General features: G+C 44.9%; 16 protein-coding genes. 14 read left to right on the plus strand and 2 right to left on the minus strand.

Features of this window, described 5'->3' with window-relative positions; genetic code table 11:
* The first annotated feature begins 2 nt into the window (after positions 1-2).
* The 5 genes from pucD (at position 3) to ACFQ3J_RS03870 (ending at position 5,897) form a co-directional block, all read left to right on the plus strand.
* Entirely contained in the window at positions 3-2,294 is a 2,292-nt protein-coding gene (gene pucD / locus ACFQ3J_RS03850; RefSeq protein WP_251581258.1) for a xanthine dehydrogenase subunit D, read from the plus strand.
* A complete protein-coding gene (locus tag ACFQ3J_RS03855) occupies positions 2,294-2,803 on the plus strand; it encodes a (2Fe-2S)-binding protein (protein ID WP_379293239.1) in 510 nt (169 codons plus the stop codon). Before pucD ends, ACFQ3J_RS03855 begins: the two co-directional genes overlap by 1 nt.
* 223 nt (positions 2,804-3,026) lie before the next feature.
* Positions 3,027-3,497 (plus strand): GNAT family N-acetyltransferase, encoded by a 471-nt coding sequence (locus ACFQ3J_RS03860; RefSeq protein WP_251581261.1) that lies wholly within the window; start codon positions 3,027-3,029, stop codon positions 3,495-3,497.
* 85 nt (positions 3,498-3,582) lie between these two features.
* Positions 3,583-3,969 (plus strand): VOC family protein, encoded by a 387-nt coding sequence (locus tag ACFQ3J_RS03865; protein ID WP_091157437.1) that lies wholly within the window; start codon positions 3,583-3,585, stop codon positions 3,967-3,969.
* A 410-nt stretch (positions 3,970-4,379) separates the two neighbouring features.
* Positions 4,380-5,897, plus strand: a complete 1,518-nt coding sequence (locus ACFQ3J_RS03870; RefSeq protein WP_251581263.1) for a glycoside hydrolase family 43 protein — start codon at positions 4,380-4,382, stop codon at positions 5,895-5,897.
* Between the two features lie 150 nt (positions 5,898-6,047).
* On the opposite strand, the gene ACFQ3J_RS03875 is transcribed toward ACFQ3J_RS03870, so the two are convergent.
* Complete coding sequence (locus ACFQ3J_RS03875) at positions 6,048-6,914, minus strand: AraC family transcriptional regulator (protein WP_251581265.1); 867 nt, start codon at positions 6,912-6,914, stop codon at positions 6,048-6,050.
* 202 nt (positions 6,915-7,116) lie between these two features.
* Between ACFQ3J_RS03875 and ACFQ3J_RS03880 the strand changes: the two genes are divergently transcribed.
* From ACFQ3J_RS03880 to ACFQ3J_RS03910, 7 genes are all read left to right on the plus strand, one after another.
* A complete protein-coding gene (locus tag ACFQ3J_RS03880) occupies positions 7,117-8,811 on the plus strand; it encodes an ABC transporter substrate-binding protein (RefSeq protein WP_251581267.1) in 1,695 nt (564 codons plus the stop codon).
* Between the two features lie 306 nt (positions 8,812-9,117).
* Positions 9,118-10,341 (plus strand): Bcr/CflA family efflux MFS transporter, encoded by a 1,224-nt coding sequence (locus tag ACFQ3J_RS03885; RefSeq protein ID WP_251581268.1) that lies wholly within the window; start codon positions 9,118-9,120, stop codon positions 10,339-10,341.
* A 124-nt stretch (positions 10,342-10,465) separates the two neighbouring features.
* Complete coding sequence (locus tag ACFQ3J_RS03890) at positions 10,466-12,367, plus strand: PAS domain S-box protein (RefSeq protein WP_251581269.1); 1,902 nt, start codon at positions 10,466-10,468, stop codon at positions 12,365-12,367.
* A 282-nt stretch (positions 12,368-12,649) separates the two neighbouring features.
* The gene (locus tag ACFQ3J_RS03895; protein ID WP_285850002.1) at positions 12,650-13,645 is read left to right on the plus strand and encodes an ABC transporter substrate-binding protein; all 996 of its coding nucleotides are present in this window, start codon (positions 12,650-12,652) and stop codon (positions 13,643-13,645) included.
* A complete protein-coding gene (gene fhuB, locus ACFQ3J_RS03900; protein ID WP_285849939.1) occupies positions 13,642-15,747 on the plus strand; it encodes a Fe(3+)-hydroxamate ABC transporter permease FhuB in 2,106 nt (701 codons plus the stop codon). The genes ACFQ3J_RS03895 and fhuB overlap by 4 nt, the downstream gene beginning before the upstream one ends.
* Before the next feature lie 269 nt (positions 15,748-16,016).
* A complete protein-coding gene (locus ACFQ3J_RS03905) occupies positions 16,017-16,997 on the plus strand; it encodes an ROK family protein (protein ID WP_251581272.1) in 981 nt (326 codons plus the stop codon).
* A gap of 50 nt (positions 16,998-17,047) precedes the next feature.
* Entirely contained in the window at positions 17,048-18,268 is a 1,221-nt protein-coding gene (locus ACFQ3J_RS03910) for an MFS transporter (protein ID WP_251581273.1), read from the plus strand.
* 29 nt (positions 18,269-18,297) lie between these two features.
* Here the strand turns inward: ACFQ3J_RS03910 and ACFQ3J_RS03915 are convergent, their stop codons facing one another.
* Positions 18,298-18,552, minus strand: a complete 255-nt coding sequence (locus ACFQ3J_RS03915; protein ID WP_379293242.1) for a Ger(x)C family spore germination C-terminal domain-containing protein — start codon at positions 18,550-18,552, stop codon at positions 18,298-18,300.
* Positions 18,553-18,627: 75 nt separating this feature from the next.
* Here ACFQ3J_RS03915 and ACFQ3J_RS03920 point away from each other — a divergent pair, with 75 nt between their 5' ends.
* On the plus strand, positions 18,628-18,921 hold the full coding sequence (locus tag ACFQ3J_RS03920) for an HNH endonuclease (protein ID WP_379292281.1): 294 nt from the start codon (positions 18,628-18,630) through the stop codon (positions 18,919-18,921).
* Between the two features lie 321 nt (positions 18,922-19,242).
* Positions 19,243-19,842: an anthranilate synthase component II gene (locus ACFQ3J_RS03925; RefSeq protein ID WP_251581275.1), complete on the plus strand. Its 600-nt coding sequence runs from the start codon at positions 19,243-19,245 to the stop codon at positions 19,840-19,842.
* Positions 19,843-19,873 lie beyond the last annotated feature (31 nt).

Raw genomic sequence — 19,873 nt, forward strand, 5'->3', positions numbered from 1 at the left:
TAATGCTGCTAAACAAGGAAAACAGCGGAAAGAGATGGTATACCCGCCCAGATGGCAAAGAAAAAGTAACAGGCACGCTTCAATATTTAACAGACAAATCTCTTCCCGGTATGCTGTATGGAAGGGTACTTCGGAGCATACATCCCTATGCAAGGATAGGGAGTATAGATATAGCCGCTGCCATAGAGCTCCCTGGTGTGCAAGCAGTGCTTACGCATAAAGATATTCCTGGAATGAACGCCTTCGGTATTGCTACCCCTGACCAGCCTGTCTTCTGTGATGAATTCGTTCGCTATACAGGAGATGCAATCGCAGCGGTCGCCGCAGATACTCCACAAATTGCGGAAGCTGCCCTTAAGCTGATCAGGGTCGAATATGAAGTGCTGTCACCACTCAGCTCACCAGAAGCAGCGATTGCACCAGATGCGCCTAAGCTACACCCGCATGGAAACATTTTACATCGTACAGAAGTGAAGCGGGGGGATGCATCAGCTGCATTCAGAGTGACGGAGCATATCATCAAGGAGACATACTATACCCCTCGTCAAATGCACACTTATATGGAAACAGAGGGTGGATTGTTCGTTCCGGAGGAGAACGGCAGACTCAGTGTGTATGCACCTACTCAGCATGGCTACAAAGACAGAATGCAGTTATCACGAATATTAAATATGGATGAGGAAATGATTCGGGTCGTCTCCAGTCCAATCGGGGGATCGTTTGGGGGCAAGGATGAGCTGAATGTTCAGCCCTATGGCTCGCTTCTTGCTCTTAGAACCAAACGCCCAGTCAAAATTCATAATTCTCGCAAAGAGTCTGTGCGTGCCGGCTTGAAGCGGCATCCGATGAAGATTGAGATGGAGACCGGATTTACAAAGGAAGGAATGATTACAGCTCACCGTGTACGAATTATGGCCGATACAGGAGCATATGCGACACTTGGCGCACCTGTATTAAACTTTGCGACAGAGCATTCCATGGGGCCCTATGCGATTCCTCATGTGGATGTAGAAGGACTCTCGGTATATACCAATAATGGGGTTTCGGGTGAGTTCAGAGGGTTTGGCGGAAATCAGGCAATCTTTGCTATGGAAGGTCAGATGGATCGTGCCGCTGCACAGCTGGGAATAGATCCATGGGAGCTCAGAAGACGAAACCTCAGAAGTAACGGTGACCCGGGACCACTGGGTCAGCAAATTCTGGTTACAAACGGTCTACAGGAAGTATGGGAAGCTGTTCATCATTCCGATCTATGGATACAAGAGGAGCGTACAGAGCTTCCCCCTTGGATTCATAAAGGGAAGGGAGCTGCCATTGCGATGCACGGTGCGGGTCTGGGTTATGGCATACCTGATCCAGCAGGAGGCAGATTAAGGCTGAATGAGGAAGGCAAGATCGAAGCTGCTTTTAGCTACGAGGAGTTTGGGCAGGGGCTCGTGTCAACGCTGGAAATTATGCTGTGTGAGCTGTTTAACTGCATCAGGGAGGATCTTGAGATCGTAATAGGGGATACGGATCGTGTACCACATAGCGGTTCCAGTACAGCGTCACGTTCTACAACGATGGCTTGGATGGCATTGCAGCGGTTAAAAACACCTTTCCAAGATAAATTAATTCTGCTAACCAGTGAAGCGATCGGTATTCCTGCACATGAGCTTGTAACCGGTCCAGGGGGAATATGGCGCTTGGGCCAGGAGAATCAGCAGGATAAACATAGGGTCATATCGTTTCAAGAAATTACACAGCTTGCGTCAGCCGAAGAGCTCACTTTTGATACCAAATTTGACTACCCAACAACACCGGACGAAGTCGTCGGTGGACATTATTTATATACGTATGCAGCGGTTATGGCCGAAGTTGAGGTGAATACCTTGTCAGGTCAAGTTAAGGTTGAAGACATCAGACATGTCGTAGCTGCGGGTCCGGTTATGAATCCGATGGGATATGTGGGCCAGATAGAAGGCGGCAGCGGGATGGCTCTCGGGTTTACTCTTATGGAAGATACGATCATGGAGAATAGTGAATATATGACGACGAATCTGGACACGTATCTCATTCCAACCATTCAAGATATGCAAAAAAGACTGGATGTAGAAGCTATTGAGAATTTGCCGGAAAATGATCCATTTGGTCCTAGGGGAATCGGAGAAATCGGGTCGGTTGCCTTGGCACCTGCTATTGTCAGTGCCATATATCAGGCAACCGGGATTTGGCTCAATAGGCTGCCCATTCAGAGAGAGCAGCTGATCAGGCCCATATTCAGCGACACGAAGGAAGGAGTGCAGCCATCATGATGGGAAATGAAATGATCGAGTGGAGCTGTACGATTAACGGAACGGATGTTCAGCTGACGGTTCCGGCAACCGAAAGACTGGTGACCATCCTCCGGGATCGTCTTCAGTTGACAGGTACGAAAATAGCATGTGAGATCGGTCGCTGTGGAGCCTGCATGGTACTCTTGAATGATGAGCCGGTAAACTCCTGCCTGCTTATGGCTTATCAATGTGACCATCAGCAGATCGTTACGATTGAAGGTCTCGCACCTTCTAATGCGGATGAGCTTCATCCCATACAGCAGGCCTTTATTGATGAAGGGGGATTCCAGTGTGGATATTGCACACCAGGCATGATTTTGACTACAAAAATATTGCTGGATGCACATCCTGATCCGAGTCTGGAGCAAATTGAGAAGGCACTATGCGGCAATTTGTGCCGTTGTACCGGGTACGGGGGAATTGTCCGAGCTGTACAGCAGGCAGCCTGTGCGAAAGCTGCGAAGACGGATCAAGCTTCGGCCGAGTAGAATAGCTGGACGACTTTATTTTTTTCTGGGTGCGTTTGGCAATGGAGACTGGAAAGACGTCTTATCCTATCCGCTTAGTCCTGGTCAATTGGTCTTGAAAATGGCATGAAGATAACTTGGTGCATTGTCTGATCATGCGAATTGCACTATGATACATAGCAGAGCAGTCAATTGAAAAGAATGAATTATCCAATTAATCCATGCATATAGGAGAGTTTACTTCATGTTATTAAGAGAGATTGAAGAGAGAGATAATAAGCAAGTTGAGGATTTGATCAGAACCTGTCTGATTGAATTTGGAGCGAACAAACCGGGGACCGCGTGGACGGATCCGAATTTGGGAGATTTCTACCATCTATACAACCACGAAGGCTCTAAATATTGGGTTGTTGAGGTGGATTCCAAGATTATAGCTGGCTGCGGCATCGGACCCATCAGTGGATTTCCGCATATATGCGAGCTGCAAAAAATGTATGCGTACAAGGAAGCGCGCGGTACTGGAGCAGCAAGTGAGCTGCTGGAAGTCGCTTTGGATTACGCCAGATTGCACTACAATGAATGTTATCTTGAAACCTTTAACAATATGGTTGCTGCCAACAAGTTCTATCAGAAGAACGGATTTAAAGCCTTAACGAAGCCTCTGATGGAAACGGAGCATTTTGCTTGTGATGCATGGTATATTAAATCTCTATAACTGGGTTAGATAGAGGGATTTTATTCCTATAAGGCGAATAATAGGGTTGAGAATTCATTTTCTATAAGGGAGCGGGAACGGTACGATGATTAGTAGAATAGGCCAGATTATGCTGTATGTGAATGACCAAGATGGGGCCGTGAAATTTTGGACTGAAAAAGCAGGCTTCCATGTCATCTCAGAACAAAATAATGAGCACGGCATGAGATGGATTGAAATTGCACCATCCAAGGAGTCCGAAACGAGCATCATATTGCATGATAAGGAAACGGTTGCTCAAATGTCTCCCGGCCTACATCTGGGCACTCCTTCGCTTATGTTTTTCACAGAGGATTTAGATCATCTATACTCACATTTATCCAGCAATAAGATTACGGTTGGTGAGATCGTGACCATGCCAACGGGCAGAGTGTTTAACTTCTCAGATGATGAAGAGAATTATTTTGCGGTTATGGAAGTTAGTAAATCATAATAACATATAGTAAGAGAAGGCGGCTCGCTTAGGCGGCCGCTTTTTTGTTTTCTTAAGCCTTTTGTCTTATAGGCACACAGATTTCACATCGATCGTTGATTATCATATAACCAACATATCTTTCTATAACCGGTTTATGATCTATTTGATATCTGCTTTTTTCGATATAAGGGTATTCATGTTATAATTTCCTTTCCTTGAGTCTATTTTGTTCATTGATGAATCTAACATGGTATAAAAATATATTCATTATTTCTTTTTATAAGGAGCTGCTAAATCAGGAATAATTAATGTTCGTCTAAATTGTGCTAAAGTGAGGACTTATTAATCAAGGTTTATGAAATGTAAATAAAATAAAATGGTGTACATATGAACAAACAAAGTAAAAAAGATGGATTGGAGTGCATCGTATGCAGTACACAAACCCCGTTATTTCCGGATTTCATCCTGATCCGAGCATTTGCAGAGTGGGCGAAGACTACTATTTGGTCACTAGCTCATTTCAATACTTTCCAGGTGTACCGATATTCCATAGTATTGATCTTGTGAATTGGAAACAGCTTGGACATGTGCTCACTACAGAGCAGCAGCTTCCATTGAGGAATGTACCTAGCTCATGCGGAATATTTGCTCCTACACTCCGATATCACGAGGGCTGGTTCTATATGGTGACCACAAACGTAGGCAGCATCGGCAATTTCTATGTGAAGACCCAGAACCCTGCGGGCAGCTGGTCTGACCCTATCCTTGTAGCCCAAGATGGCATTGATCCTTCCCTTTTATTTGACAGGGATGGCAGCGTATATTTTCAATCAACCCGTACAGGAGATCAGGGAGACGGAATCTATCAATGTGAGATTGACATAGAAACAGGAGAAATGCTCACAGACAGTCGTCTAATTTGGAAGGGGACAGGAGGTTCATACCCGGAAGCCCCTCATTTGTATCAAATCGGCGATTATTACTATTTGATGCTTGCTGAGGGGGGGACGGAGTACGGGCATATGGAGACGATCGCAAGAAGCAAGGAGCCTTACGGCCCTTTCGAAGCTTGTCCCCATAATCCGATTCTATCCCATCGCAGTCTGAAGAGCAGCATTCACGCTACAGGCCATGCGGATATTATTGAAGCTCATGACGGCAGCTGGTGGGCTGTGCTTCTTGGCGTTAGGCCAGCTTCTTACCCTATGCGGCATCATTTAGGAAGAGAGGTATTCCTCGCACCCGTGACTTGGACCAAGGATCAGTGGCCGATGATCGGTGAAGGCGGACGAATTGAACCTATTATGGATGCACCGGAATTTATAGGGGAGCCGTTGCCAAGAAAGCCCATCAGGGATGAATTCGATGAGGCTGAGCTTGGTGTGGACTGGATTTTTCTACGTAATCCGAGGCCGGATAGCTGGTCATTGTCAGAACGGACAGGATATCTGGTGCTCCGAGGAGACTCGGTTACACTCGATAATGTGGGATCTCCGGCATTCATAGGGCGCCGGCTCAGTCATTTTAATAGCAGAGTAGCCACTTCAATTGAGTTTGATCCGGCTGAAGATGGAGATGAGTCAGGACTTACCGTTTATATGAATGAGAAATACCATTATGAGCTGGCGATTACTTCGGTGAAAGGATGCAAGAAGATTCTGTTCAGAAGAACCGTAGGTTCCTTGAAAGTCGAAGCGTCCTATGACTGCCCTCCAGGACCTGTTCAGCTTGAGATTCAAACCGATCGAGAATCCTTCACCTTTTCCTTTCGAGATGCGGCTGGTGTAGTTACTGTAACAGCTGGATCGGCAGAGACGGCCTTTCTATCTACCGAAGTAGCTGGCGGTTTTACTGGTGTCATGATTGCTATGTACGCGGCAAGTCTTGCTGGTCATTCTGGACCTTCCTACTTCGATTGGTATGAATATGAACCGAAGGATGAATAGAGAAGAGAAGGAAGAAGACTCTAGTTGCAGAACATCCAGCACTACTGAATGTAAAACTGTAGATTAAGATGACAAAAGAGATAGGTTGACATCAAAACTGATGTAAACCTATCTATTTGTATAATCCGCATTATTCAATTCTCTAAAAAATCAGGATGGTTCACTTTGCCTGAATGCTTTTGGCGACATTCCATATGCTTTTTTAAACTGTCTAGCGAAATAATTACTGTCATTAAATCCGGATTGAAATGAAATTTGCGTAATCGGGAGTCGGGTTAATCTTAATAATTGGCAGGCCCGCTCTAACCTTAGACGCTGCAGGTATGCCATGGGTGAGGTTTGGTAATAGGATTTAAAGATCCGGTTTAAATGCCTTACTGAGATATCAGAATGTTCTGCAATCTCCTCAAGAGTAATCGCCTCCAAATAATGGTCTTCAATGTAGGATACAGCCGTAGCCAAATGCATGACATGGCTGTCTGTATCGGTATCACTGCTCTCATACTGACGGGATAAGTACACAACAAGCTCGATAAGTCGGGAGGTGAGCATTGTTTTATAGCCCGGATGTTTATTTTTATATTCATTCATCATGGCAGTAATCAGTGATGAGACATATTCCAAATTGGTGAGAGACATGTACAATTTACTCTCATTCGACTGAATGTTCCGATAGAGAGGCTCCAATACAAACAGCGCTTGATAACCTTTAGAGGCGTTCAGATCAGAACCAATGTAGGTTAACAAATCAGGCTTGTACATAATATTGCATATTTTGAAATCCTGAGGATCTTTGTATCCGTGAATGGTCTCACCGTTAATTACAAACACATGTCCCTTCTTGATAAAGGATACCTCATTATTGACCACATGGGTTGCATGACCCTGAAGGACGATGACCAGCTCTGAGAAATCGTTATGCCTGTGCAAGGACGTATCTTCGTCATGACCGCCATATTGAATAAAGAAGGGAAATTCTTCATCATTTGTGAACCAGTTTAATTGGACCTTACTCAAAATACCACCACCGAGCAGTTCGTTATCATGTCTATATCATCCTATATTGCTGACTGAAAAATCAAGGTTTGCATTGTTAGAATTCCATATACTTTTAATTGAAATGATGTAAACGCATTCATCTACAGAATTAGAAACGGTGCTATTCGTCGTTAATAATGTAGAAGGAGCAATTCCATAAGAAATAGGGGGATTTTAGAGGATGAGACCAAATGGCAAGAAAATAGGAGCATGGCTTCTGGCAAGCAGTTTACTCCTAGCTGCTGGATGCGGCAGCTCCACGGAAAGTGATGCACCCGCGAGTTCAGATGAGAATGGGCCCATTACATTTACATTCTTCGGGGCAGATGCCAGTCCCAATTGGAACAGAATGCAGGATGCAGTAGGACAAAAAATTACTGAAATGACGGGTGTAACCATCGAAGCGGAATATGATATCTCCAGCGGTGGCGGAAATGACCGGATTTCACTCATGGCTGCAAGCGGCGATTATCCCGATTTAATCTTTCCTAAAGGGAATTTGTCCAGACTCGTCGAAGCTGGAGCCATGCTCGATCTTACAGAGCTAATTGAGGAGCACGCACCGAACATAAAAGAGGCGTATGGAGAACATTATAATCGCTTGAAATACAGCAATGACGATCCATCCATTTACTGGCTTCCAACCAACGGTGCCATTGACCAGACGTATTTTGATGCTACTAATGGGGTTGCTATTCAGCACCGTGTTGTCAAAGAGCTTGGGTATCCCGAGATCAAGACTATAGAGGATTACGAGAATGTGATTAGAGAGTACTATGAGCTGCACCCAACTACAGAAGACGGTCAGCCGACCATCCCACTTACACTTAGCGCAGATGGATGGCGTCGGATGATTACCGTGACAGACCCGGCGGTTATGGCTACCGGTGGTCCTGGTGATGGAGAGTATTTTATTGATCCTGAGACTTATGAAGCGCAGCTTCATTACAAGCGCCCTGAAGAGAAGGAATATTTCAGTTGGTTAAACAAGCTGTGGAATGATGGTCTAATTGATAAAGAAAGCTTTGTTCAGAAGGATGATCAATACAAGGCCAAGATCGCTAGCGGTCGTGTGCTGTCTCTCTTCGATCCAAACTGGGGATTCAGCGATGCAGAGAATGCGCTCAAAAGCGCGGGTCTAGACGAAAACACTTATGGATTTTATCCAGTTACGTTGGATGAGTCCTTCAAACGTGCGGATTTTCAGCCAATGGGCTTTGATGGATACGGTATTGGTATAACGGTTGATGCGGAAGACCCGGTGCGTGCAATCAAGTTCTTAGACTGGATGTCCTCCGAGGAAGGACAGATCTTAAGAAATTGGGGTATCGAGGGTGAGCATTATGTTGTAGAGGATGGGGTACGCAAGATTCCAGCAGATATTCAGGAACGGAAGAACAACGACAACAGTAACTTTACCAAAGAAACCGGAATTGGTCTCTACAATATATTTGGAGCGCATTATGGTGACGGAGTGAAAGATTCGACGGATAACTATTTCACGACGAATTTCCCGGAGCAGATACAAGAGGGTTATTCAGAGGTTGAGAAGGAAGTGCTTGCAGGCTATGGAATCAGTACCTGGAAGGAACTATTCCCATCCGAAGATGAATTCCCGGTTAAAGAGTGGGGAGCAGCATACAATATGCCGATCCCAACTGACAGCGGAAATTACAATGTCATCTACCAAAAAACGCAGGACATTATTCAGAAGCGCATTCCTGAAGCGATCATTGCAACTCCGGATCAATTCGATGCGATTTATGACAATATGCTAGCTGAACTGGATAAAGAAGGCGCAGTTGAGATGGAGCAGCAATATACAGAATGGATTAAAGAGCGGGTCAGATTATGGACGGGTAAGGATGTAGAATAAGTTACAAGGAAATAAGAGGGTTGTTAGTCGTTTGAAATACGATGAATGGATTACGAAGTCGCCTTTTTTGGCGACTTTTTCTATATTTACAATGCTTGATCACACGATACCCTGTGAGGATCAATCGTCAACGTTAAAGAAATGACTTAACAAATAGACAAGGAATGCTTATAATGTTCAGAGCTTTGTCTTTTTCGGAATCTCATGCTTGTGCATGCATCTACAGAGGGACAAGCCAGTGGCTTGTTATTTTAAGACCGAAACAACATAAGCTAAATTTCCTAAGAAAATAGGTGTTTACTACGCATGCTGCACAATCCAACCGGTAAAGAGCGGCTAGCCTTAGCATTTCTGTTGAGCTTGCTCGGAATATTAGGACCATTCAATATCGATATGTACCTTCCCAGCTTCCCCGAGATTGGCGAGGATCTGGGTGCGAGAGCTTCACTTGTCCAGTTAAGCTTAACTTCTTGCTTGATTGGTCTTGCTATAGGTCAGGTTATCGTGGGTCCCATTAGTGATGCCCGCGGGCGAAAGGTCCCGCTCCTGATTTCACTCAGTTTATTTGCATTGTCCTCGCTATTTTGTGCGCTGGCGCCTAATATTACAATGCTTATTGTGGCAAGGTTCCTTCAAGGCTTTACCGCTGCTGCGGGACTTGTTATCTCACGTGCGGTGGTGCGTGACGTGTTTGACGGCAGAGAGCTCACGAAGTTTTTTGCATTGCTATCGGTCATTAATGCTGTAGCTCCGATGGTGGCCCCAATGTCTGGTGGAGCTATCCTGCTCATTCCATCAGCGAACTGGCAATCGATCTTCTATTTTCTCAGTTTGTTTGGACTCTTTATCGTGCTGATCATAGGGATGCGTCTCAAAGAAACGCTGCCTCCAGAGAGAAGAATGCCAAGTTCGCTTGGACATTCTGTGAAAACGATGGGAGAATTGTTCAAGGACCGGGTATTCATCGGATATGCTCTTACCGTTGGGTTTGTTCATGGCGGAAGCTTTGCCTACGTCTCAGGAACGCCATTCGTTTACCAGGAAATCTATGGAGTGTCACCCCAGGTGTTCAGTATTCTGTTCGGCATTAACGGGATTGCGATCATCTTCGGTAGCTTTCTGATTGGCCGTTTTGGCGGTATTGTTCCTGAGCGAACACTGCTTAGAATTGGGGTTTGGATAGCTGTTAGTGCTACACTGCTGCTCTTGATCACGACTGCGCTTCGTGGCCCTTTATTCCTTGTTGTTATTTGTATCTTCATCTATATGATTACCATCGGGATTGTTGCTACAAGCACCTTCACGCTAGCGATGGAGCATCAAGGACATCGAGCGGGAAGCGCGAGTGCGGTATTAGGATTGGTGCCGTTGCTAATTGGCTCAGCCGTATCTCCGCTCGTCGGTATTGATGAAACGACGGCAGTACCCATGGGTGCTATATTATTCGTTACAGCCTGCCTGGGAGCATTCGTATTTACGAAGCTAACCGGTGAGAATAAGGTAAATATAAAGAGTGAGGCAGCCGAATAGGCTGTCTTTTCCTATATACAGTCTTTGTATGAAAAATCACTAAATTCATTTGTATTTCTTCGTTTTGAACTCCGCTGCTTCCGGTTATTAATAGTATAGTTCTTGTAAAATAAGGGGGAACTTAATGTCTGACTTATTTAAAAAAAGCAAGCATTGGGAAAGTCTGTTCTACAGAGCTCCAATCCCCTGTGCTCTTGTGTTGGAAAAAGATGGAGCTTGCGTCAGAGTGAATAAGGCCATGGAGAACTGGCTGGGTGTAAGCAGTGATCGCGAGGAATCAACCCTGACATTATGTGATATCATCGTAAATTCGGATCGTACTAAATTTAATTTTGACCTTATTGTTCAGGAGCTAAGGGCACATGACGAAACGTCAGCAAGCCGCCGTGTTCAAGTGGTGAATCAGCAAGGTGGTGTCTGCACAGCGGAAATGTGGATCAGCCTTCTGGAGGCAGAAGAAGGTTATGCCGTCGTACAGCTTGTCCCTTCTCCATTGAATAGTCCAGTGAGCAAGGTACAGCATACAGAGCCTGAAGATCTGGAACGAGAACTGCAGGAATATAAATCTTTATTTAAATACAATCCGCTCGGTGTAGCCTCATTGGATCTAAATGGTAATTTGATTAGAGTTAATGAGGGTCAATGTGCGTTAACAGGGCATACACAAGAGGAGCTGTTGACAGGTCATTTTTCAGTATTGATTCATACAGACAGTTTGCAGAAAACCCACTATCATTTTTCACAAGCAGCCAAAGGAATCCCCCAAGAGTATAATATCAAAATGCTGCGCAAATCCGGTCATGTCTTCGAAGCGTACGTAATTAATGTTCCTATCATGATGAATGGCAGTGTAGTAGGTGTTTATGGTATTACCGCAGATACGACGGAGAGCACCGTGTATCTGAAGCAGATTGAAAATCTGGGCAAACAGCTCGAATTAATTCTTAATACGGTTAAGGATGCGATCTTCGGTGTTGATCCGGAGGGACGGATACTGTATTTAAACAAAGCGGGTGCAGAGCTGATCACAATGAACGAGCATGCGGTGATCGGATCGCGGCTGACGGATTATTTTGTTCAAATTAATGAGAATTACTATCCATACGACAAGAATCAAATGCCGATCCACAAAGCGATTCTGTCAAATGAAGGGGACACTTGTGTTCAAGAGGCACTCTTCGGAAAAGAAGATGGCAGTACCTTTATTGCTGAATATCAAGTGCATTCCATTATAGAGCAGGAGAAAAAAGGTTCTGTCGTGGTTCTTAGGGATATGACTTCAATCAACGAAATTAGGAAGGCAAAGGATGAGGCAGAGAGGGCTGAGAAGGAAAAATCCGAGTTCTTATCCATCATGAGCCATGAAATACGAACACCAATGAACGCTATTATGGGGATGGCATCACTTCTCGCCGATACGAAGCTTAATGAAGAACAGCTCAGCTATATGGAAATTATACTCAGCAGCAGTGATTCACTTATTCAAACATTGAATAATATTCTTAATCTGAGCAAGCTGGAAACCAGCCAGGTAGAGGTTCGGCATTCCTCATTTTGTTTTCATGATGTGTTAGATGAAGTGACCAATCTCTTCAGTGCACAGGCAAGAAATAAGGGAATCACGCTAACGAAGGAATGTGATAACAGAATACCGCACAGTTTGATCGGTGATGAAGCAAAAATAAGACAGATTCTCATCAATTTAATCAGCAATGCTGTGAAATTCACGGAATCTGGTGAGGTGTTGATCCGAGCTGAATCGATTCATATACCTGGCCGCAAGCGAGTGCTGCTGATGGTACAGGTTCAAGACACAGGAATCGGCATACCGAAGCATAAGGAACGATTGTTGTTTCAATCCTTCTCTCAATTAGATCCCGAGATTAGCCGTAATTACGGAGGAACGGGATTAGGACTAGCCATAACTAAACGTCTCCTTGAGCTTATGGGCGGCAGCATCAGTGTTCAAAGTATCGAAGGGAAGGGCTCGACATTTCAGTTTTTGCTGGAGCTGGAACATATCTAAAATGAGGAATAAAAATAGGGAAAGCAGGCCTAACATCAGGTAAACTCCTGAGGGGGGCCTGCTTTTTGATATCAGAGTAATCATGGATACGATTCATTTGTCGGTGATACCAATATGAATTTTTATTGACATAATCTAGGGGAGTATCTATTATTGTAAGCAATGATGATAATGATAATTATTATCAATAGTGATTATCATCTAGCAGTTATTACAAAATACATATAGGTTATAGGGGGAAATGCAGTGCATAATGCAAAGAGTTTGGTGTTCATTGTTTTGATGTTTGCTCTGGTACTTGCTGGTTGTGGAGGGGGTTCAGGCACCGCTGTCAATGAGACCTCCGGGTCTGGAGAGTCGACGAACCAGCCTGCACAGAGTGCAGATAGCAATACGAGCGAGCCGCAGACGCGAACGATTAAACATGTGCTTGGGGAAACGGAAATTATGGGTGTACCACAGCGTGTGGTTGCTCTTGAGTGGTTATATGCTGAAGATGTGATGGCGCTTGGTGTTCAGCCTGTTGGGATTGCCGACATTGAAGGAATGAATACATGGGTTGATATTCCTGTTGAGATTGGTGCTGATGTGACGGATGTAGGTACGCGTCAGGAGCCGAACCTGGAAATTATTGCATCACTGAAGCCTGACCTCATCATTGGGCTCAAATCCAATCTCGGATCCAATTATGAAGCTTACACCAAAATCGCTCCAACACTTGTGTTTGACCCTTATCCTGCTGAAGGTGAAGGAGATCAGTATGAAGAGATGCTGAGTACATTTAATACGATCGCAGACGTTCTCGACAAGAAAGACGAAGCGGAAAAAGTACTTAGTGAGCTGGATCAAACCTATGCTGACTCCAAAGCCAAGTTGGAATCAGCAGGTATGACAGAACGTCCATTTGCACTTGCGATGGGTTTCAGCAACCAAAATGCAGTGACCTTCCGCATATCCACGGATAATTCACTTGCGGTCAAGATTTTGGAGCACATCGGCTTGACAAATGCATATAAGCCTAGCCAATTTGAGGTTTATGGCTTTACAACGACGGATGTAGAAGCTCTGCCAGCTCTACAGGATGCCAATTTCCTTCATATTATTCAAGAGAGTGATAATGTCATCGATAATCAGCTGAAGGATAATCCGGTCTGGAATGGACTGAATTTCGTTAAAGAAAATCGTGTATATGCGCTTGGCGGCGATATGTGGCCATACGGCGGCCCATTATCCGCTCAGGTTATGGCACAGAAAACAGCTGATTTGCTTACACAATGAATCTAGGGAAATATCAAGCTCAATCTACTGAGCCTGCAAGCATTCATCCAGTCCCCTCCGTCTCATCGGGGAGGGGCTGGAAGCCGTTATGGATGCTAATTGCAGGAGTTGTATCGCTGTTATTACTAACATTTATCAGCCTGACTCAAGGTTTAGCAGATATATCCGTCAAGACAGTAGTGCAGGCACTGCTATCTCCTCAGGACCTGGCAGAGCATCACATGATCCGCAGTGTTCGGCTGCCAAGAACAGTGATAGGACTCTTGGCGGGGGCTGCCCTTGCCGTATCAGGTGTGCTGATGCAAACCGTTACACGAAATCCGCTCGCATCGGAGACGACGCTTGGGGTGAATGCCGGAGCTTATCTGGCTGTCGTCGCAGGAATGGTCTTCTGGCCTGGACTCCAGCATTTATATGCTCTACCCTTGGCCGTCATCGGAGGAACTTTAGCTGCCCTGTCCGTGTTTGCGCTTGCGGGCAAAACAAAAGGTTCACCGCTTCGGATTGCCTTGTCAGGAATGATCGTAACGCTTGTGTTATCCTCGATTACAAGTGCGCTGCTGATGCTGAATCAGCAGACAACGCAAGGTATTTTTTTATGGGGCTCGGGTTCACTGATTCAGAATGACTGGGACGGAGTCGCTTTTACATGGCCCTGGATTATAGGCGGACTCATCGTGCTGATCTTGGGAGTACGGCAATGGGACGTGCTAACACTGAATGAGGAATCCGCACGTTCCATCGGACAAAAAGTAGGGACGATTCGCTTTCTTGCCATGGGTGCTTCCGTATTGTTAGCTTGTGTAACGGTAAGTGTGGTCGGTCCAATCGGATTTATCGGACTCGTTGCACCCCATCTTGTGCGTTTGTCTGGAGTGAACCGGCACGGGGGATTAATCCCGCTTGCTGCACTATGGGGTGCAGCGCTGTTAGTAGGTGCTGATACGATCTCCCGCACCTTCGTCGATGCATACGGAGAATTGCCGGTTGGCGCGATAACGGCAATGATCGGAGCTCCTTGTCTCATTTGGCTTGCCTTGCGTGTATCCCGATCCATGATTGGCAGCAGTGATAGTTCTGGCAGCTCCATGATGACAGGGACCAGCCTGCGTCGTATGTCGTATCCTTTACTAGTTGGTATTTTCAGTGCATTGTTGGTGCTTGTATGGATAGTCAGTCTGATGAATGGAAGCCTGTACATCCCATTTGCGGAAGCAGCAGCATTATTCACCGGAGGCGGTGACGAAATGTATCGCTCAATTCTGCTGGATAACAGGCTGCCCAGGCTCCTGACTGCTGGATTGTCAGGTATGGCGATTGCCGTCAGTGGATGCTTGCTGCAAAATGCCGTTCGTAATCCGCTGGGTGATCCTCAGGTCGTCGGGGTTACCAGTGGCGCAGGAGCTGGAGCACTGCTGATTATGGTTAGTTTTCCGGCTCTATCTGCGAATTGGATTCCAGTCGGTGCAGTGATTGGCGGAATCATCTCTGCTGCGATTGTCTATGGGGTATCTTGGAGACGGGGGCTTCATCCTACCGTACTTACACTCGTCGGGATCGCTGTAGCTGCTTTTGGATCGGCTATTATTAATTTAATGATTATCCATGCAGAGCTTGACGTTGCACCTGCCTTGTCATGGATGGCAGGCAGCACCTACAATCGAAGCTGGACAGAGGTCATGCGTATACTTCCGGCAATCCTGATTCTACTGCCGCTCGCAGCATGGCTGGGCAGAAGGGTGGATCTGCTGACCTTCAGCGAGGATACATCAACAGGTCTAGGGCTTCATGTGCGGAACACCCGCATCTATGTCGCCATTATCGCTGTACTTCTTGCTTCTATTGCAGCCGCAAATGTGGGTTCAGTTGGATTCATCGGTTTACTTGCACCTCATGCGGCGAGGATGCTGGTTGGCTCCAATCATCGGAAGTCAATGGTGATCGCTGCTTTGATCGGCGGCATACTCCTGGCTGGTGCAGATTTGATCGGGAGAGTGGTGATCATTCCAAAGGAATTGCCTTCCGGTATTGTAACTGCATTGCTCGGAACACCGTATTTGTTATATTTGATGAGTCAAACCAATAAGCTGAAACGAAAGTAACAGCAAATTGGCAGAATACCAAGCTATCCCGAGTGTTCATACGAAGGGATAGCTTATTTTGTTATATTTTCTACATGGATTTGCGTTTTATTTGCGATATTTTAGACAGAAAAACTACATTCAGTTAATAGAGGTGAGGAGGATTATTTGCCGGAGATTATAGTATAGCCTTCTTATTACATAATAAGTATTGACATGACTTTAATAGCAGTCTATAAATAAAGAGACTTTATAAAGATTATTTATTAAGTATGCGGCAGGTGAAGAGTATGGAAAAAGCGAGTGTAAACTTAATGAAGCAGATGAATCTAAATATGATTCGGCGAGTGATGAAACAGAGTGGAAGCGCCACCAAGCCACAGCTTGCCCATAAGACAGGGCTAAGTGTTGTCACGATTAACTCGCTTGTGAAGCATTTGGTACACTGCGGAGAGCTGTTTGAAGAGGAGAACCAGGTATCTAGCGGCGGCAGGCCAGCTCTTACCTATCGGTACAATTATAACTATAGTCTGGCACTTGTGCTTCATATGGTGGAAGAGCAGAGTGAAGATGTGATCAACGCTAGTGTCGTGAACCTTAATGAAGAAATATTAAAGCAGGAGAGATATGTTTATCAGAATTTTAACCCTGACATCTTATTCCAATGTATAGATCGATTGATAGAAGAATTTGAGTCTATTAAAGTCATCGGGATCGGAATTCCAGGTCAATCGGTTGACGGGGTGATTACAGTTACAAGTCATGAGCTGCTGTATGGGATGCGATTGACAGAGCAGCTTGAATCTACCTATGGACTACCGGTTGTTGTTGAGAACGATGTAAATGCAGCCATAAGCGGATATGCTTACCGGGAACAAGCAGCTGATGATCAGTGCATTGTAGGCATTTATTTTCCGGAGAAGTATCCGCCTGGTATGGGTACGTATCTAAATGGAGGAGTCATTAAGGGAAGGAATGGAATGGCAGGGGAAATTAAATATCTTCCTGTAGATGTGGATTGGACTAAACCGCTCAATGTGGAAGCTTTTCATGAAATCGCGTGCCGCATTTTACAGAGTGTGAACGCGGTCTTGGCACCCGATATCATTATTATATACAAGGAGCAGCTCGATCAAGAAGCGTTCCTGACAGAATGGAACAACTATCTTACAAGACATTCGATTCCGACTTGTCCTGAGCTTGTCTTTGAACAATCTGTGGCTCGAGATTATGCGGATGGCTTGAAATGGCTGGCTCTCAGCGAGCTTTGAGCCCAAGTACACAGAACTTAGCTAATGACAGCTTAGAAAGGGATGGTGAAATGGCAACTTGGTTTTTGATTATTATCTATTTAGCATTTATTAGTCTGGGGCTGCCGGATTCGATGCTTGGCGCAGCATGGCCAGTCATGCAGCCCGATATTAGAGCATCATTTGAGTCGGCAGGGCTGCTGTCGATGATTATTGCTGCAGGGACAATCGTATCGAGTCTCGCGAGCGGCAGGTTAATCCAGGCTTTTGGAACAGGCAAGATTACTCTGTTCAGCTGTATCCTGACTGCAGGTGCACTGATCGGCTTTTCTTTTGCACCTTCACTTGCTTGGCTGATTATTCTGGCCATTCCGCTTGGTCTGGGAGCAGGCGCAGTCGACTCAGCTCTGAATCACTATGTAGCAGCGAATTATAAAGCCCGCCATATGAGCTGGCTGCATTGCTTCTGGGGAATTGGAGCAACCGGCGGTCCCATCATCATGTCTTATTATATCGCTGAGCAGGGTTCATGGAGAGATGGGTATTTCGCCGTTTCAATGATTCAGTTTAGTCTTGTTCTCTTGCTCTTCATCACACTTCCTCTGTGGAAAAAAGTCGCCCAGCTGCATCAATCAGACCGGAAGAAGGACCAAGAGAATATTGAAGAAATGTCTCCCTCAAATCAGATTATGCCTACCACACCGCAACATCCCCTTCGGATGACAGGTGTTAAATATACACTTATTGCGTTCTTATTATACTGTGGTGTAGAGATGACCGTTGGTTTATGGGGGGCAAGTTATCTGGTAGGCGAAAGAAATGTACCGGCAGATACCGCTGCAGTATGGATCTCACTCTATTATGGCGGGATTACCATCGGCCGCTTCATTACCGGATTTATAACACTGAAATTAAGCAACCGTGTATTAATTCTTGCCGGTCAGCTCATAGCGGTTATTGGCGGCTTATGCTTATTGCTCCCGCTTCCTGAGGTGTTCCTTCTTGCAGGCTTCGTTCTCATTGGTCTCGGATTTGCTCCGATCTACCCCGGGTTTATTCATGAGACGCCAGCGAGGTTCGGCAAGGAGCATGCTGCAAAATTAATCGGGTACCAAATGGCCGTTGCCTATACAGGGACCACGTTTCTTCCGCCTATATTCGGATATATCGCAACAAACTTCGGAATCAGCCTATTCCCAGCTGTCGTATTGCTGTTTATATTGCTCATGCTGGTCAGCTCGGAGCGAGTTAATCAATTATTGCGCAACAAAAATCTAGGAAAACTTAAATAAAATATTCGTCAGCATGGGGCCTATTCATATTACATGTCATCGCTGACGAAGTTGGAATTTACATGGACCTGTAATTGCACGGTGGGATAGATGCGGGACCATTCTTCCTCATTCCAGTTACGATCCCTTGAGCGAGCAATAGAACCGATCCCGATCGGGTCAATCTTTGCTGTTGAACAGATCGACGCATTTTTTCCATATTCATACTCAAGTCTTGATCGAGTGCTTTCTTGATTACACGGAATTCTGATTGTGTAGGCATAGTGAAGATATGCGTAGATGATTCATAGAGCATAGCTTTGATGGACTTAAGCTATGATGGTGTAGCAGGCTGTACTGCCTGAATATAAGGAAGCAAAATGAAGGATCATCTAAGGAAGTGTGAACTATGCAACCGGGTCGTCCCAGTCACAACGGTGCATCATCTAACCCCCCGTGAGTTGGGTGGAAGTCATAAGGAAACGGTGAATCTCTGTATTCCATGCCATAAGCAAATTCACCATTTATTTACGAACAGAGAGCTTGTTGTTCTTGGGTTGACTTCAATTGAAGCATTAAAAAGTGACCCGAAAATCAGCTCTTATCTAAATTGGATCTACCAACCTCCATTCCAAGATCCGTTAATCAAAGCATGTTCGAAGCCGGGACGATAAATCGGCCACTTGTCTTAACATGTCGAAAGCTGTATTAAACAATAGGTCAGTGTTACCATTTTGAACATTTTTACAGAAAAAACTAAATATAATAACAAATATTCACATTTCTTGTGCTATACTGATACCATTCTCAGGTAATTTGTAGTAGATTAGTACATAATATCAAGTATATTAGAATTATATGAATGTTAACAAACCGAATAGTCAGTCTAATTATAGGAGGTGAGTATTAGAGAGGAAATAAACATTTCTACCCATTAAAAGACCGGACGGTCAGTCTAAGTTCCCAATTGGTATCCTAACTATAGGAGGATGTATATGCTTGCTATAATTGATAACTTTGATTCATTCACATACAACTTAGTGCAGTATTTATCTGAACTTGGACAACAGGTCACAGTATATAGAAATGATTCCATTACATTAAATGCATTAGAAATTTTAAATCCAGATTACATTGTCATTTCTCCAGGTCCTTCCAATCCTTCGAATGCGGGAATCTCTCTAGAACTCATCAACTACTTCGCTGGAAAAGTTCCAATACTCGGCGTTTGCCTTGGTCATCAAGCAATTGGACAAGCCTTTGGGGCTGAAGTCAGACCTGCAGATCGACCTATGCATGGTAAAACATCCCTTATCCATCATGAGGGCAAAGGTCTCTTTCAGAATCTTCCAAACCCCCTGACGGTAGCAAGATATCATTCCCTAATCGTTCATCATGAGGTTCCAGATGATATCGAAGTGACGGCGACGTCTGAGGCAGGGGAAATCATGGCACTTAGACATCGGAAGTATGATATCGAAGGTGTACAGTTTCATCCCGAATCCATTATTACTCCCTACGGTAAACAAATATTAAACAACTTTCTCCAAATCTATTCCGTACAGAAACGAGCAACAGAATTAAAGTATGTTTAATACTAACCGGCACTTATAGGAGGCTACCGTT

Origin of the sequence: Paenibacillus provencensis (assembly GCF_042678545.1) — a bacterium.
In the GTDB taxonomy this organism is placed as follows: domain Bacteria; phylum Bacillota; class Bacilli; order Paenibacillales; family Paenibacillaceae; genus Paenibacillus; species Paenibacillus provencensis.

Bases quoted from the DNA above. Each gene is read 5' to 3' on its own strand.
- pucD (WP_251581258.1), top strand. From the start codon at position 3: ATGCTGCTAAACAAGGAAAACAGCGGAAAGAGATGGTATACCCGCCCA.
- ACFQ3J_RS03855 (WP_379293239.1), top strand. From the start codon at position 2,294: ATGGGAAATGAAATGATCGAGTGGAGCTGTACGATTAACGGAACGGAT.
- ACFQ3J_RS03860 (WP_251581261.1), top strand. From the start codon at position 3,027: ATGTTATTAAGAGAGATTGAAGAGAGAGATAATAAGCAAGTTGAGGAT.
- ACFQ3J_RS03865 (WP_091157437.1), top strand. From the start codon at position 3,583: ATGATTAGTAGAATAGGCCAGATTATGCTGTATGTGAATGACCAAGAT.
- ACFQ3J_RS03870 (WP_251581263.1), top strand. From the start codon at position 4,380: ATGCAGTACACAAACCCCGTTATTTCCGGATTTCATCCTGATCCGAGC.
- ACFQ3J_RS03880 (WP_251581267.1), top strand. From the start codon at position 7,117: ATGAGACCAAATGGCAAGAAAATAGGAGCATGGCTTCTGGCAAGCAGT.
- ACFQ3J_RS03885 (WP_251581268.1), top strand. From the start codon at position 9,118: ATGCTGCACAATCCAACCGGTAAAGAGCGGCTAGCCTTAGCATTTCTG.
- ACFQ3J_RS03890 (WP_251581269.1), top strand. From the start codon at position 10,466: ATGTCTGACTTATTTAAAAAAAGCAAGCATTGGGAAAGTCTGTTCTAC.
- ACFQ3J_RS03895 (WP_285850002.1), top strand. From the start codon at position 12,650: ATGTTTGCTCTGGTACTTGCTGGTTGTGGAGGGGGTTCAGGCACCGCT.
- fhuB (WP_285849939.1), top strand. From the start codon at position 13,642: ATGAATCTAGGGAAATATCAAGCTCAATCTACTGAGCCTGCAAGCATT.
- ACFQ3J_RS03905 (WP_251581272.1), top strand. From the start codon at position 16,017: ATGGAAAAAGCGAGTGTAAACTTAATGAAGCAGATGAATCTAAATATG.
- ACFQ3J_RS03910 (WP_251581273.1), top strand. From the start codon at position 17,048: ATGGCAACTTGGTTTTTGATTATTATCTATTTAGCATTTATTAGTCTG.
- ACFQ3J_RS03920 (WP_379292281.1), top strand. From the start codon at position 18,628: ATGAAGGATCATCTAAGGAAGTGTGAACTATGCAACCGGGTCGTCCCA.
- ACFQ3J_RS03925 (WP_251581275.1), top strand. From the start codon at position 19,243: ATGCTTGCTATAATTGATAACTTTGATTCATTCACATACAACTTAGTG.